The organism is Amorphus coralli DSM 19760, from assembly GCF_000374525.1.
GTDB lineage: Bacteria > Pseudomonadota > Alphaproteobacteria > Rhizobiales > Amorphaceae > Amorphus > Amorphus coralli.
In genome coordinates this window covers 344,196-357,212 of the sequence record NZ_KB894572.1, presented here as the reverse complement: position 1 = coordinate 357,212, position 13,017 = coordinate 344,196, and the positions used below count along the sequence as shown (strand labels likewise).

Genomic DNA, 13,017 nt, shown 5'->3' with positions numbered 1-13,017 from the left:
CCGTCAGGCGCGCCTCAGCGGCTCACTTCGCCGGTGGTCCGGAACCGGATGTCGAGCTCCAGGAACGCCTGGGTCTCGGCGTCCACCAGCGCATGGCCGGCAAATGCGCGGGCCGCGTCGCGCCGGGCCGCGTTGCCGCCGAGCTCGTAGCGCACCGTGGGCCGGCCATACCATTCATCGCCCTGCGACAGCTGCGCCACGGACCGCACCACGACGGGCGTCCCGTCCGGCAGCGTGCTGCGATCCTCGCCGAGCTGGATCGGCTCGGTGGACTGCGAACCGAAATGGGTGGGAAGCCTGTACCGGATCGCGTCGAGCACGGCGGCGGTGAAGGCGTCGGTCTCGTCTTCGGGCGGATGCCAGATCGGCTGAACCATCGTTCGGACGTCTCTCTGTGAGCGTTGCACCGCGACAATAGCCGGTTCGTCATGCGGAAACGCGACAACGTGGGGTCCTGCTGCGGCTCCACCCTCGCAGGGACGGCGGAGCCACTCCAGAGCCTGGTTTCGAGGCGGCGGACGCGGATCGCTCCGCGCCCCGCCGATCAGCCGTCGATCATCTCGATCGTGATACCCGAACTCGTCCGGATACGGTTGGTCTTGTTCTGGTTCAGCGCGTCGCTGAGGTTGTCCAGAACCGACTTGTTCTCCGAATTGACCACCGTTCCGACAATCACGGGTCGGTCCGGATCGCCCTCGATGAAGCCGATCATGACCTCCGTGCCCTTGTAGAGCGGGAACTGCAGTCCGGTTTCGCTGCCGCCACCGAACGGCTGAGACTGACGCACGTCCGCGCTTGCCTTGCCGGCCGGCAGCCGGGTCTCGTCGCTTTCCTCCTCGATGAACCGGATATGGTAGGTTCCGTTGGAGTTGAGCTTCGCCTCGACGCTGTTCTGGTCGTTGTCGATGGTGGCGTTGAGGAGGCCGGCCACACGCGGCTTGGGCGTCACCCGGCGCGGCCGGAACGTCACCGCGTCGGACGCCAGCGCTACGCACACGAGCCGGTTCACGAACGGCTCCTCCTGCTCCACCCACACATTGTCCATCCCGCGCGAGAACCCGACCGTCGACGCCACGACCAGATAGCGCTGGTTGAAGTGCGACAACTTGCGCTCGTCGGTGTCGAGCTCGAACAGCATGCCGGGGCGCAGACGGGTGGAGTTGGACTCCATCTCGTACAGCGCCTGCCAGGTCAGCGCCTCCTCGGCCCGGACCTGGGCGTAGCGCTTGCCGTCCGAGGTCTCCTGGAAGTGGTCGTCATAGCTCACCGAGGCGCCGAACCCGTCGCTGTCGACGGCATGGTCGAGCACGTATTTCGAGGCCTGGCTCGCCTTGTCGTAGTTGTAGTCGCGGACGTAGGCCTTCTTCTCGGCATAGTCGGCGCGCTTGCGGACCAGGCGCACATGCTCGGTCTGCGGCGCGTGGGCCAGGTGTTCCGGCACGTAGTCGATCTTGCCGGAAATCTTCTTGAAGACCTGGTTCTTGTCGCCGAGCTGCACCGTCTCCTTCGACTGGTCGTTGGAGACGAAGAAGAAGATGCCTTCCTGCTCCAGCAGGCGCATGAAGAAGTTGAGATCGCTTTCGTGATACTGAAGCACGAAGTTGCGCTTGGTGGAGACCAGGTCGGACGGCACGTCACTGTCGATCTTCTGCTCGTCGGAAAACGAGCCGGCCGTCGTGGTGTTCTTCTTGTAGGTCGCCGGATCCAGAAGCTGGGCAGCCAGCTCGTGCATCTTGATCGCCGATGTCGTCCCCGAAACCTGGCGCTGGCCGGTCAGGGCCAGTTTCGACAGGCGCGGCCGGATCACCAGCTCGGTGATGTAGGCGCGCTGCAACGACAGGCCGAGAACCCGATGCACATGCACGTAGCCGTGGACGTAAGAAGGCTCCTTCTTGTCCAGAAGGCCCTCGATCTGAAACTTGAAGGTCGCTTGTTTGCCGGCAAGTGACTGGCTCGTCGTGTCCGTGCTCGTCATGAAACGGATCACGTACTCGTAAGGCGCTGATATCTCTTCCTGGCCATGAAAAGAAACGATCTCGAGATCATCGAGCGTTTCACCTTTCACCGTCAGTTCCATGTCGACGACGGCGTACTGCATCGCCCCCTCCTCGTTTACGGCACGGCGCCAACCCGCACAGGTTGCGCCCGGATTTCGTCGCGAATACTTTAAACATGAAAGACTTCCAACACGCCCTTCATGCCAGTTTCGACAGATGGATATGTAATCCAGATCGGACCGCCCGCCGCATCATTGCGAAAATTTAAGTTTCCCAAACGCTGACGGCACGTTGTCACACTCGAACGCCTATACTAAGTGACGATCACCTGCTGGCGATCTTGGTTGGAATGGAGAATTGAAATGCAACAGAATTTCTTCATGACTATGAAGGGCTCCTCCAAGGGGGACGTGACGGGCAAGGCCAACACGGCCGATAGCGATGGAACGCATGCCATCGACGCCTACAAGGAAAAGGCGACCGTCCTGTACTACAAGGAAGAAGCGCAGATCGAGCGCGGCACGTCGGGTCAGATCACGGGTACGCCCGTCTACATCCCGGTCGAGGTTGCCGTGCTGGGTGGTTCCGCCTTCGAGTCCTCCGTCCGCGATCTCTTCGACACGGGCGAGCAGCTCGACGAAGTGGTGATCGAGCGCTACCGCCCGAAGAAGGAAGGTGGCAAGGAGAACCACTACAAGCACACCTACCAGAAGGGCGTCGTCACCGGCTTCAAGTCGCTGTTCGGCTCCAGCCCGGACGAGCTGATGCACGGTACGACCCCGGGCATGCAGCGCGAAGTCCAGGAAGTGCTCCTGGTCCAGTTCACGTTCGAAAAGGCCGACCACGAGGCCCTGACCTCCTCGGTCCAGGCCAGCGTGAACAAGAACACCGGCAGCTGATAGCCGATTCTGTGACCAGCTAGCTCCGCACAATCAGCCGCCCGCGCGACCCTCGCGCGGGCGGTTTTTTTTCGTGTTAGGTCATCGATGGGTGGCTTAAGCTTCGTTACCTGCCCGGGGGAGACATGGAATGCAGCTCGACCTGAAGGCGCTCTTCGCGCGCCTCAATCCCTACACCAAGCGTAGCCTCGAGACGGCCTCCGGCCTCTGCGTGTCGGGCGCACACTACGAAGTCACGATCGATCACCTGCTGCTGGTGATGATCGACGACGAGAACCGCGACGTGCAGGCGATCCTGCGCGGCTTCGACATCGACCCCGCGACGCTCCGGCGGGCCCTGCAGCGCTCGGTGGAGCAGCTCAGGAGCGGCAATTCCGGCCGCCCGGTCTTCTCGCCGCTGCTCATTGAGTGGCTCACCGATGGCTGGCTCGTCTCCTCCGTCGAGCTCAATCTCGGCGAAATCCGCTCCGGCGCGCTCCTCGTCGCGCTGCTGCAGACCCCCGGTCGCTATGGCGGCGCCGACTGGTTCCCCCTGATCGAGCCGATCTCGGCACGCGAGGCCAAGCGCCGCTTCGCCGAGCTGACCGACGGTTCGGAGGAGGAGGCCGGCAGCCTCACCACCCAGGCCTCTTCCGGGCGTGGCGGTGACGGCGCCACCGCCGGCGGCGGCAAGCCCGGCTTCTCCGAAGACAGCGCGCTTGCCCGCTTCGCGGTCAACTTCACCGACCAGGCCCGCGCCGGGCGCATCGACCCGGTCTTCTGCCGCGATCGCGAGATCCAGCAGATGATCGACATCCTCGGACGGCGTCGGAAGAACAACCCGATCTGCGTCGGCGAGCCCGGCGTCGGCAAGACCGCCGTCGTGGAAGGCCTCGCCCTTAAGATCGCCAACGGCGACGTGCCTGCCTTCCTGAAGGACGTGGAGCTCATCGGCCTCGACCTCGGCATGCTGCAGGCCGGCGCCGGGGTGAAGGGCGAGTTCGAGAACCGGCTCAAGAACATCATCGACGAGGTGAAGGCGTCGGCGAAGCCGATCGTGCTGTTCATCGACGAGGCGCACATGATGATCGGCGCCGGCGGATCGGCCGGTGGCTCCGATGCGGCCAATCTCCTGAAGCCGGCCCTCGCCCGCGGTGAGCTCAAGACCGTCGCTGCCACGACGTGGAGCGAGTACAAGAAATATTTCGAGAAGGACGCCGCGCTCGCCCGCCGCTTCCAGTTGGTCAAGCTAGACGAGCCGACCCCGGATCAGGCGGTCACCATCATCCGCGGCCTGCGCGGCCTCTACGAGAAGAGCCACGGCGTCTATGTCCGCGACGATGCCGTTGTGGCCGCCGCCAAGCTCTCCGCGCGTTACCTATCCGGCCGCCAGCTGCCCGACAAGGCGGTCGACGTGCTCGACACGGCGTCGGCCCGCGTCAAGCTCTCCATTTCCTCCAAGCCCGCCCGCCTGGACGGGACCGAGCGGCGCATCGAGGAGCTGGAGCGGGCGCTCTCCGCCGTGGAGCGCGACGAGGCATCCTATATCGGCACCGAGGCCGACCTGATCCCCGAGCTTGAGGCCGACATCGCCCGCCTCAAGGACGAGGCGGCATCCCTGAACGAGCGCTGGGAGAAGGAGCGCGGCCTCATCGAGGACATCCTCGCCCTGCGCGAGGCGCTCGGCATCGGCGGCTCGGTGGAGGAGGCCGAGGCCAAGCTCATGGAAGAGGCCAAGACCGGAGAGGCCGGCGACGGAGAGGCGGCCGCCGGGGCCGCCCCCGAGGCGCCGTCCGACCAGGAGCTGTCGGCCGACGACAAGCGCGAGAAGATCGAGAGCCTCAAGGCCCGCATCGCCGAGCTCGCCGAGGTCCAGGGCCACGACCCGCTCCTGACCTACGAGGTCTCGCCGGACGTGGTCGGCCAGGTCATCGCCGACTGGACCGGCATCCCGGTCGGCCGGATGGTGCGCGACGAATCCGCCGCGATCCTCGCGCTCTCCGACCGCCTCAAGGAGCGCATCATCGGCCAGGACCAGGCGGTCCAGGCAATCGACGAGGGCGTGCGCGCCGCCAAGGCCGGGCTCAACAGCCCGACCCAGCCGATGGGCGTCTTCCTGTTCGTCGGCCCCTCAGGCGTCGGCAAGACGGAGCTCGCCACCGCCGTTGCCGACACGCTGTTCGGCGGCGACCGCTTCCTCACCTCCATCAACATGTCCGAGTTCCAGGAGAAGCACACGCTCTCCAAGCTGGTGGGTTCGCCTCCCGGCTACGTGGGGTACGGCGAGGGCGGCATCCTGACGGAAGCCGTGCGCCAGCGTCCCTACTCCGTCGTGCTGCTCGACGAGGTGGAGAAGGCCGACCTGGAGGTGATGAACCTCTTCTACCAGGTCTTCGACAAGGGCACCCTGTCGGACGGCGAGGGCCGGATCATCGACTTCAAGAACACCATCGTGATCCTGACCTCCAACCTGGCCACCGACACCCTCACCCAAATGGGCCTGTCGGACGACAAGCCGTCGGTGGACACGCTGGTCGAGGCGATCCGGCCGGAGCTGTCGCGCCACTTCAAGCCGGCGCTTCTGGCCCGCATGCAGATCGTGCCGTTCTATCCGCTGGTGGGCTCGCCGCTCGCCGGCATCGTCCGGCTCAAGCTCAACAAGCTGGTGCGCCAGCTGCGCGAGAGCCAGAAGATCGAGATGGCCTACTCCGATGCGGTGGTGAACCTGATCGCGGCGCGCTGCACCGAGGTGGAGACCGGCGCCCGCAACATCGACCACATCATCAACCGCACCCTGCGGCCGGCGATCGCGACGGAAATCCTCAACCGGATGACCGACGAGGAAAGCCTCGACCTCATGACGGTGGATGTGGACGAGGACTCCGGCTTCGTCATCTCCTTCGGGGTGCCCGTCGCCGCGGCGGTGGATGCCGGCGCGCCCCCGGTCGGCGCCGACTTCCTCGATGCACCGGAGGCCCCCGATGCGGACGCCGGTGACGGAACCGGCGCCGGCGAACCCGACGACGGCCTGCCCGGCGCCGCCCAGTAGGCCATCGCCGCACCGCGCACGCGCCACCGCGTGGCCCGACATGCAACGACCCGCCGGGGGATGCCCCGGCGGGTCGCGTCGTTTTAGGCGTCGCGTCCTCTCGGGCGGGCCGCCTACATGTTGGCGTCGGCCCAGGCCTTCACGTCGGCGTCCACCTCGGCCTTGTCGAAGTCGTTGGCCGGCGCGATGAAGCGGTCGTCCAGGAACTCCGATGTCTCGATCACCGCATCGAGCTGGCCGGAGGCGACCATCTCCTCCTGCACGCCGGTCCAGATCTCGCCCCTGAGCGCGCCATACTGGTCGCCGTCCGGCGAATGCAGGTCGATGGCGTTCTCCAGGAACAGCATGCCCAGATCCTCGCGCACCCAGTTCTCCGGAGCGACCTTCTTGGTCATCGCCGCCACCGCCTTCGGGTCCGACTGGCCGGCATAGGCGCCCTTGGCCCAGGCGCGGAGGAAGCCGGTCATCACCTCCTCCATCTCCTCGATCTTGTCGGAGCGCATGGCGTAGGAGTTTGCGGGCGCCTCGCTCATCTCCGGCGGCAGGAGGTTCTTCACCTCCACCCCCTGCGAGCGAATCGCCACCAGGTCGGAGACCGCGCCGACGACGCCGGACACCCGCCCGTTCTGCAGCGAGGTGGCCAGCAGCGGCGCGCTCTCGCCGAGCACCGCCACCGTCACGTCGCCTTCCGACAGGCCCGCGTGGCCGAGCGCGGAGATCAGCAGCGGCCGGTCGCTCTCGCCGACGATGCCGATGGTGGTTCCCTTCAGATCGGCAAGGCTCTCCGCGTCGCTGGCCTCGGGCACGAAGATGCCCTCGATGGCGCCGTGCATGACCTCGTAGACCACGTCGAAATCGAGCCCGCGCTGGTGCGCGTTCAGGACCTCGGTCGGGTCGAGGCTCGCCACGTCGGCGTTGCCGTTGTCGAGGAAGGCGGTGGCCGGCAGGTCGCCGCCGGGGATCAGCTCCACCGCGATCCCCTCGTCCTTGAAGTAGCCGAGCTCCTCGCCGGCGATCAGCGGATACCAGGCGGTGTGCCGGGGCAGCGGCGTCAGCACCTTGATGGTGGTGATCTCCTGCGCGGCGAGCGTTCCGGCGGAAAACACCAGCGGAAGCGCAAACAGTAGCGTGCGTGCGTTCATGTCGGTTCGTCCTCCCATCGTCCCGGCACCGGCGGCGGCCCGGGGGTGTCGTCCGCCCTCTTTGCGGGGCGGATCCTTCAGGCGCGCCGGGTGTAGCGCGCGGCCTTGCGGCGGCTCTTCTCCGCCAGCCTCTTGTCGTGGCGCCAGAACACCAGCCGGCTGTCCAGCACCTCCATGGCGAAGAACAGGATCAGCCCCATCACCGTCAGCATCAGCAGGCAGGCGAAGGCCTCCGGCAGCAACAATTGGAAACTGAACCGCTGGATCAGCACGCCCATGCCGACGCTCGCCGAGACGAACTCGCCAACGATGGCGCCGATCAGCGCCAGCGAGATGCCGGTCTTGCAGCCCGCCATGATCACCGGCATGGCGCCCGGCAGCATCAGCTCGCGGAAGATCTGGCGCTTGCTCGCCCGCATGGAGCGGAACATCTCGTGGGCGTCGGCGTCGGTCTGCAGCAGCCCGGTCAGCGTGTTGATGAAGATCGGAAAGAAGCAGATGATCATGGCGATCGCGATCTTCGGTTGCATGCCGAAGCCCAGCCAGGCCACGATGATCGGCGCGATCGCGATGCGCGGCGTCACCTGCAGCGCCACCATGTAGGGCGACGCCAGCCGGCGGAACGGCGGCGACAGCGCGCAGGCGATCGCCGCCCCGCCGCCCAGCACCACCCCGATCAGGAAGCCGGCCAGCGCCTCGAACATGGTGACGAAGAAGTGCGGCCAGATGAGCGCGCTGGAGATGGCGAGCTTGTACCAGGCGATCACCACGGCGACCGGGCTCGGCAACAGCAGCTTGCTGACCCAGCCGAACTGGACGCTTGCCTCCCACAGCGCGATGACGGCGATGAACACCGCGGCGTGCTGGACCGCATGGCTCACCCAGCGCCGATCGGAGGCCTCGCCCGCGGCGGGCATACCCATGGTCACGGCCTGATCGCTCATGAGCGGCTCCCCAGGATGTCGCGGATCTTCAGCACCAGCGCGTTGAACTCCGGCGTGGCGGTGAGCTCGATGGCGCGCGGGCGGGCGAACGGCACGTCGATCTCCGCCGCCAGCCGGCCCGGCCGCGGCGTCATCACCAGCACCTTGTCGGACAGGAACACCGCCTCGGCGATGTTGTGGGTGACGAACATGATGGTCGCGTGGATCTCGCGCTGGATGCGCAGCAGCTCCAGGTTCAGCCGCTCGCGGGTGAACTCGTCGAGGGCGCCGAACGGCTCGTCGAGGAGCAGCAGGTCGGCGCCGGCGTTGAGCAGCCGCGCCAGCGCAACGCGCTGCTGCATGCCGCCGGACAGGTGCTGGGGATAGGCGAATTCGAAATCGGTCAGCCCCGTCAGGCGCAGGAGCCCGATGGCCCGCTCGCGGTCCTCCTTGGTGGGCCGCCGCTCGATCAGCGTCGGCAGGAGCACGTTGTCCAGGGCCGTCTTCCACGGCAACAGCGTCGGGCGCTGGAACATCATGGCGATGTCGGCGCGCGGCGCCGTCACTTCCGTGCCGTACGCCGTCAGCGAGCCGCCGGTGCGCTCGATCAACCCGGCCACGAGGCGCAGAAGGGTGGACTTTCCGCAGCCCGACGGCCCGAGCACGGAAACGAACTCGCCCTTGTGCACGTCGAAGCTGGCGCCCTCCAGCGCCACCACGCCCCCGTCGAAGGTCTTCTCCACCCCGTCGGCGCGCACCACGACGTCCCGCGGCACCGCTTTTGGTCCGGACTGCTCAATCGCAACTGACGACATTCCACCCCTTCCGGTGTCGGGGCGGCGGAAGGCCTTGGCCGGACGTCGGCCGCCCTCCCCGCCTGTTTCCTCCGATCGCCCGGCGTGTCCGCCCGCTCAGGGACGCCCGCCGGAGCACTTTTCTGGTCGCTTCCGGTTGCGCCGCCTCCCAACGGCGCGCCCGCTTGTCTCGGCGCGTCGGTGCGCGCCCGTTGCTTTTTCGTCCGCGCGGCCTGGCCGGCGCGACGCTCTCGCCCGCCCCGGCCCGGGCCCGTCTCGTGGGCTCCCGAACCGTCTATGCGAACGATTGCATAACCGAAGCGTGGCACGTCTTATCCGCGGGCACAATAGGGTCGTCACGCGTCGAGGTTGCCCCGCCCGTCGCCTCGCTTGACGGCGGCCGTGCAGGTGATAGCCCTTTCGGCGACCCGGGCGGGCGCCGCTCCGGTCCCGTTCATGTCAGGCTTTTGGCCATCATCCGGAGGGAGCGATGATCGCGATCACCGACCGCATCTCCATCGATCCCGCGGAGATCGAGGAGACCTTCGTCCGCTCCGCCGGACCGGGCGGGCAGAACGTCAACAAGGTGTCGAGCGCGGTGCAGCTGCGCTTCGACATCCGCCATTCGCCGTCACTGCCGGATTATGTGCGGCGCAAGGCGGAGCGCCTGGCCGGCAGCCGCCTCACCAAGGACGGCGTCATCGTCATCCAGGCGGTGCGCCACCGCACCCAGGAGCTCAACCGCGCCGATGCCCAAAAGCGGCTCGTGGAGCTTCTGCGCGAGGCCGCCTACCGGGAGCCGGTCCGGGTCAAGACCAAGCCGTCCAAGGCCGCGAAACGGCGCCGGGTCGACGCCAAGACCAAGCGCGGCGCGGTCAAGAAACTCCGGTCCGGCAAGATCGGGCCGGACTAACAGCCCGCAACGAGCCCCTGCTGCCCCTAGGTCATGACCTAGAGGGCGTCGCCGGGGGCCTGGTCGCGCCGGGCGCGCGCGACCTCGTCTTCGTCCCAGTAGCCGATGAGGATGCCGGAGCGCAGCTCGCCGCCCGCCCGGTTGGCAATCGCCTCGTCGGAGACGGTGATGCGGCCGTGCAGCCGCCGGCTCCAGGCAAACAGCGCCTCTTCCAGCCGCGTCCGCTCATCTGCGAAAGCCGGATCGTCGCCGAGATCACGGAACTCCTCCGGATCGCTCTCCAGGTCGAACAGCATCGGCCGGAAGCCTTCCGCGAACACGTATTTCCAGCGCCCGTCGAAGGCCATGAACATGCGGGAATCGCGCACGGTCTGGCCGTGGTCGGTGCGGGCCTTGCGCATGGCGTAGTCGCACTCGCTGATGGCGATGCCGCGCCAGTCACCGCCGGCCTCGCCGTGCAGGATCGGCATCAGCGACCGCCCTTCCAGCACGTGCGGCTTCGCCGCTCCACCGGAATAGTCCAGGAAGGTGGGGGCCAGGTCGATCGCCTCCACCAGCGCGTCGGAGACGCTGCCGCGGGTGGCGTCGGCAGCGGCCGAGGGATCCACCACGATCAGCGGGATCTTCACCGACTGCTCGTGAAACAGCTCCTTCTCGCCGAGCCAGTGATCGCCGAGATAGTCGCCGTGGTCGGCGGTGAAGACGACCAGCGTGTCCTCCGCCAGCCCCTCCTCCTCCAGGAAGGCCATCAGCCTGCCCACATGGTCGTCGATCTGGGTGATCAGGCCCATGTAGGCGGGGATGACGTGCTCGCGCACCGCGTCGCGCGAGAAGGCCAGGCTCACCCGCTCGGTCATGTAGGAGGCGAACACCGGGTGCGGATCCTGCCGCTCGCGGTCGGAACGCACCGGCGGCACCACGTCCGTCTTGCCGTACATGTCGTGATAGGGCGCCGGCGCGATATAGGGCCAGTGCGGCTTGATGTAGGACAGGTGCAGACACCAGGGCCGCCCGTCGGCCTTGGCCTCGCGCATGAAGTCGATGGCCCGGTCGGTCATGTAGGGCGTTTCGGAATCCGGCTCCTCGATGCGCGCCGGCTTGTCCGCGTGGGAGAGCAGCCAGCCCGACAGGATCTCGCCGTCGGGATCCTCGGCCGAGTTCGCCCATTCCTCCCAGAGATTTTCGCCCTCGTAGCCCTTGTCGCGCAGATAGGTGTCATAGCGCGGATCGGGATCGTAGGGCCCGTCGGGATGCAGGCCGTCGTCGCGCTCATAGGGCTCGAAGCCGCATTCGGACAGGCGCACGCCGATCTCCGTTTCCGGGTCGATGCCGAGGCGCATCATGCCGTCGAGGTCGGCCTTCATGTGGGTCTTGCCGACCAGCACCGTGCGCACCCCTTCGGCGCGCAGGTGATCGCCCAGCGTCGGCTCGCCCGCGCGCAGCGGAATGCCGTTCCAGGTGGAGCCGTGCGAGTGGACGTAGCGCCCGGTGTAGAAGCTCATCCGCGACGGGCCGCAGATCGGCGACTGGACGTAGGCGTTGGTGAACCGCACCCCGCGCGCCGCCAGCCGGTCGATGTTGGGGGTCCGGATGGACGGGTGACCGGCGCAGCCAAGATAATCGAAGCGAAGCTGGTCGCACATGATCCAGAGCACGTTGCGGCGCGACATGGGCCCTCCCCTTGAGAAACGGTTCTTGCGGTCATTTTGTTGACAACGACAACAAGTTCGTCAAGCATCGTCGCAACGAACGAGCCGCCGAAGCGGTCGATGGGAGGATATCGAGGTGCGCGCCGTCGCCCAAACCGGCCAGTCTCACGATGCGCTGCGCCATCCGCCGATCCGGGACATGCGCGACCTGGTCGCCTTCCGCCTGTCCGTACTCGCGGCGGCGAGCGACCGCGTCGGTCAGAACTGGCTCAAGGCGGAGTTCGGGCTCAGCATCCGGGAATGGCGCGTGCTCGGCATGGTGGGTGCCACCGAGCCGGCCCGTTTCGGCGATGTCGGTCACGATCTGCAGCTCGACAAGGGACAGCTCAGCCGGCTGGCGAAGGCATTGGTCGATCGCGGTCTGGTGGAGAGCCGCGTCGATGCCGACGACCAGCGCGCCGTCCGTCTCGTCCTGACAGCATCGGGCCGCGACGTTCACGATCGCGCCCTGAAGCGGGCGCTGCAGCGTAACGAGTTGGTGCTGTCGGCGCTGACGCCCGGCGAGGCGGCCACGCTGGTGGAGCTTCTCGACAAGCTGCAGCCGCACATGGAGCACCGCGCGGACACCGAGATCGAGGCCGGCCACCCGCCGGCTTCGACCGGCAAGAACCGGCCCCGGAAGCGGGCCTGAACACACCAGAGGAGGAAACCGAGATGAAGGCGAAGACCCTGATCGGAGCGTTCGCGGCGCTCGCGATGATGACCGGCTCGGCGATGGCCGAGTGGCCGGAAAAGCCGATCCAGATCCTGATCCCGTGGCCGGCCCCGAACGATCCGTCGACGCTGGTGGCCAATGCCATCGCGCCGGTGATGTCGGAGGATCTCGGCGTGCCGGTGAAAGTGGTCAACAAGCCCGGCGGCGGCGCCGTGCTGGCCACCGCCGAGTTGGCCCGCTCCCGGCCCGACGGCTACACCGTCGGCCTGATTTCCATCGGCCCGATGATCACCCAGGTGATCCGCGGCAAGACCCCCTACAAGAACCAGGACCTGCAGCCGATCGGGCTGGTCTGGGCAAGCCCGTTCACCCTCGCAGCGCGCGCCGACGCGCCCTACTCCAACCTCGACGAGCTGGCGGAATACGCCCAGGACAACGAAGTCCGCCTGGCTCACTGGGGTCTCGGGGCTGTGCCGACCCTGATCGCCATGAAGGCGGCCGAAGTCGGCGGCTTCGAGTGGAAGGAAACTGCCTACGGCAAGCTCAATCCGCTGCTGGTGGATCAGGGCGACGCCGACGTCATCACCTTCTCCACGCCCGGCCTGACCGACTACGTGGAATCGGGAAAGATGAAGCTTCTCGCCGCCATGCTGCCGGACCGTGTCCCCGCCTATCCCGACGTGCCCACCGTGGCCGAGCAGGGCTACGGCGACGCCTACGCCATCTGGTTCGGCGCCTTCGTGCCGAAGGGCACCGACGCGGAGATCGTCGCCAAGCTCTCCGATGCCCTCTTCTCCGCCATGGAGAACCCGGAGGTGCAGACGGTGATCGAGAATGTCGGCGTGGTGCCGATGCAGACCGGCCCGGAAGAGGCCCGCGAGCGCATGGACCGCGAGCTCGACGAGTTCGGCGGGATCATGAAGACCCTCGGCATCATCCAGTAGACGGCCCCGCGCG

Annotated in this window: 11 protein-coding genes; 5 read left to right on the top strand and 6 right to left on the bottom strand. The window is 67.1% G+C overall.

Annotated features, from left to right (window positions below):
- Nucleotides 1-14: 14 nt before the first annotated feature.
- Nucleotides 15-377: a hypothetical protein gene (locus C507_RS0109590; RefSeq protein ID WP_018699473.1), complete on the bottom strand. Its 363-nt coding sequence runs from the start codon at nt 375-377 to the stop codon at nt 15-17.
- Between the two features lie 167 nt (nt 378-544).
- The gene (locus C507_RS0109585) at nt 545-2,098 is read right to left on the bottom strand and encodes a type VI secretion system Vgr family protein (RefSeq protein ID WP_018699472.1); all 1,554 of its coding nucleotides are present in this window, start codon (nt 2,096-2,098) and stop codon (nt 545-547) included.
- Nucleotides 2,099-2,359: 261 nt separating this feature from the next.
- Here C507_RS0109585 and C507_RS0109580 point away from each other — a divergent pair, with 261 nt between their 5' ends.
- A complete protein-coding gene (locus C507_RS0109580) occupies nt 2,360-2,896 on the top strand; it encodes an Hcp family type VI secretion system effector (protein WP_018699471.1) in 537 nt (178 codons plus the stop codon).
- Nucleotides 2,897-3,026: 130 nt separating this feature from the next.
- On the top strand, nt 3,027-5,924 hold the full coding sequence (tssH, locus tag C507_RS0109575; protein ID WP_018699470.1) for a type VI secretion system ATPase TssH: 2,898 nt from the start codon (nt 3,027-3,029) through the stop codon (nt 5,922-5,924).
- A gap of 113 nt (nt 5,925-6,037) precedes the next feature.
- On the opposite strand, the gene C507_RS0109570 is transcribed toward tssH, so the two are convergent.
- From C507_RS0109570 to C507_RS0109560, 3 genes are all read right to left on the bottom strand, one after another.
- Nucleotides 6,038-7,066: an ABC transporter substrate-binding protein gene (locus C507_RS0109570; RefSeq protein WP_018699469.1), complete on the bottom strand. Its 1,029-nt coding sequence runs from the start codon at nt 7,064-7,066 to the stop codon at nt 6,038-6,040.
- A 77-nt stretch (nt 7,067-7,143) separates the two neighbouring features.
- The gene (locus tag C507_RS0109565) at nt 7,144-8,010 is read right to left on the bottom strand and encodes an ABC transporter permease (protein WP_018699468.1); all 867 of its coding nucleotides are present in this window, start codon (nt 8,008-8,010) and stop codon (nt 7,144-7,146) included.
- On the bottom strand, nt 8,007-8,804 hold the full coding sequence (locus tag C507_RS0109560; RefSeq protein WP_051089735.1) for an ABC transporter ATP-binding protein: 798 nt from the start codon (nt 8,802-8,804) through the stop codon (nt 8,007-8,009). The genes C507_RS0109565 and C507_RS0109560 overlap by 4 nt, the downstream gene beginning before the upstream one ends.
- A gap of 469 nt (nt 8,805-9,273) precedes the next feature.
- Between C507_RS0109560 and arfB the strand changes: the two genes are divergently transcribed.
- The gene (gene arfB / locus C507_RS0109555; protein WP_018699466.1) at nt 9,274-9,696 is read left to right on the top strand and encodes an alternative ribosome rescue aminoacyl-tRNA hydrolase ArfB; all 423 of its coding nucleotides are present in this window, start codon (nt 9,274-9,276) and stop codon (nt 9,694-9,696) included.
- Between the two features lie 38 nt (nt 9,697-9,734).
- Here arfB and C507_RS0109550 read toward each other — a convergent pair whose 3' ends face one another.
- Complete coding sequence (locus C507_RS0109550) at nt 9,735-11,366, bottom strand: alkaline phosphatase family protein (RefSeq protein ID WP_018699465.1); 1,632 nt, start codon at nt 11,364-11,366, stop codon at nt 9,735-9,737.
- Between the two features lie 115 nt (nt 11,367-11,481).
- Here C507_RS0109550 and C507_RS22345 point away from each other — a divergent pair, with 115 nt between their 5' ends.
- Together C507_RS22345 and C507_RS0109540 are read left to right on the top strand one after the other, a co-directional pair.
- On the top strand, nt 11,482-12,036 hold the full coding sequence (locus C507_RS22345) for a MarR family winged helix-turn-helix transcriptional regulator (protein WP_018699464.1): 555 nt from the start codon (nt 11,482-11,484) through the stop codon (nt 12,034-12,036).
- Nucleotides 12,037-12,059: 23 nt separating this feature from the next.
- Nucleotides 12,060-13,004, top strand: coding sequence for a Bug family tripartite tricarboxylate transporter substrate binding protein (locus C507_RS0109540; protein WP_018699463.1), 945 nt, complete (start codon nt 12,060-12,062; stop codon nt 13,002-13,004).
- Nucleotides 13,005-13,017: the final 13 nt, after the last annotated feature.

Coding starts and splice junctions, on each gene's coding strand:
- C507_RS0109590 (WP_018699473.1), bottom strand. CDS start 377: ATGGTTCAGCCGATCTGGCATCCGCCCGAAGACGAGACCGACGCCTTC.
- C507_RS0109585 (WP_018699472.1), bottom strand. CDS start 2,098: ATGCAGTACGCCGTCGTCGACATGGAACTGACGGTGAAAGGTGAAACG.
- C507_RS0109580 (WP_018699471.1), top strand. CDS start 2,360: ATGCAACAGAATTTCTTCATGACTATGAAGGGCTCCTCCAAGGGGGAC.
- tssH (WP_018699470.1), top strand. CDS start 3,027: ATGCAGCTCGACCTGAAGGCGCTCTTCGCGCGCCTCAATCCCTACACC.
- C507_RS0109570 (WP_018699469.1), bottom strand. CDS start 7,066: ATGAACGCACGCACGCTACTGTTTGCGCTTCCGCTGGTGTTTTCCGCC.
- C507_RS0109565 (WP_018699468.1), bottom strand. CDS start 8,010: ATGAGCGATCAGGCCGTGACCATGGGTATGCCCGCCGCGGGCGAGGCC.
- C507_RS0109560 (WP_051089735.1), bottom strand. CDS start 8,804: ATGTCGTCAGTTGCGATTGAGCAGTCCGGACCAAAAGCGGTGCCGCGG.
- arfB (WP_018699466.1), top strand. CDS start 9,274: ATGATCGCGATCACCGACCGCATCTCCATCGATCCCGCGGAGATCGAG.
- C507_RS0109550 (WP_018699465.1), bottom strand. CDS start 11,366: ATGTCGCGCCGCAACGTGCTCTGGATCATGTGCGACCAGCTTCGCTTC.
- C507_RS0109540 (WP_018699463.1), top strand. CDS start 12,060: ATGAAGGCGAAGACCCTGATCGGAGCGTTCGCGGCGCTCGCGATGATG.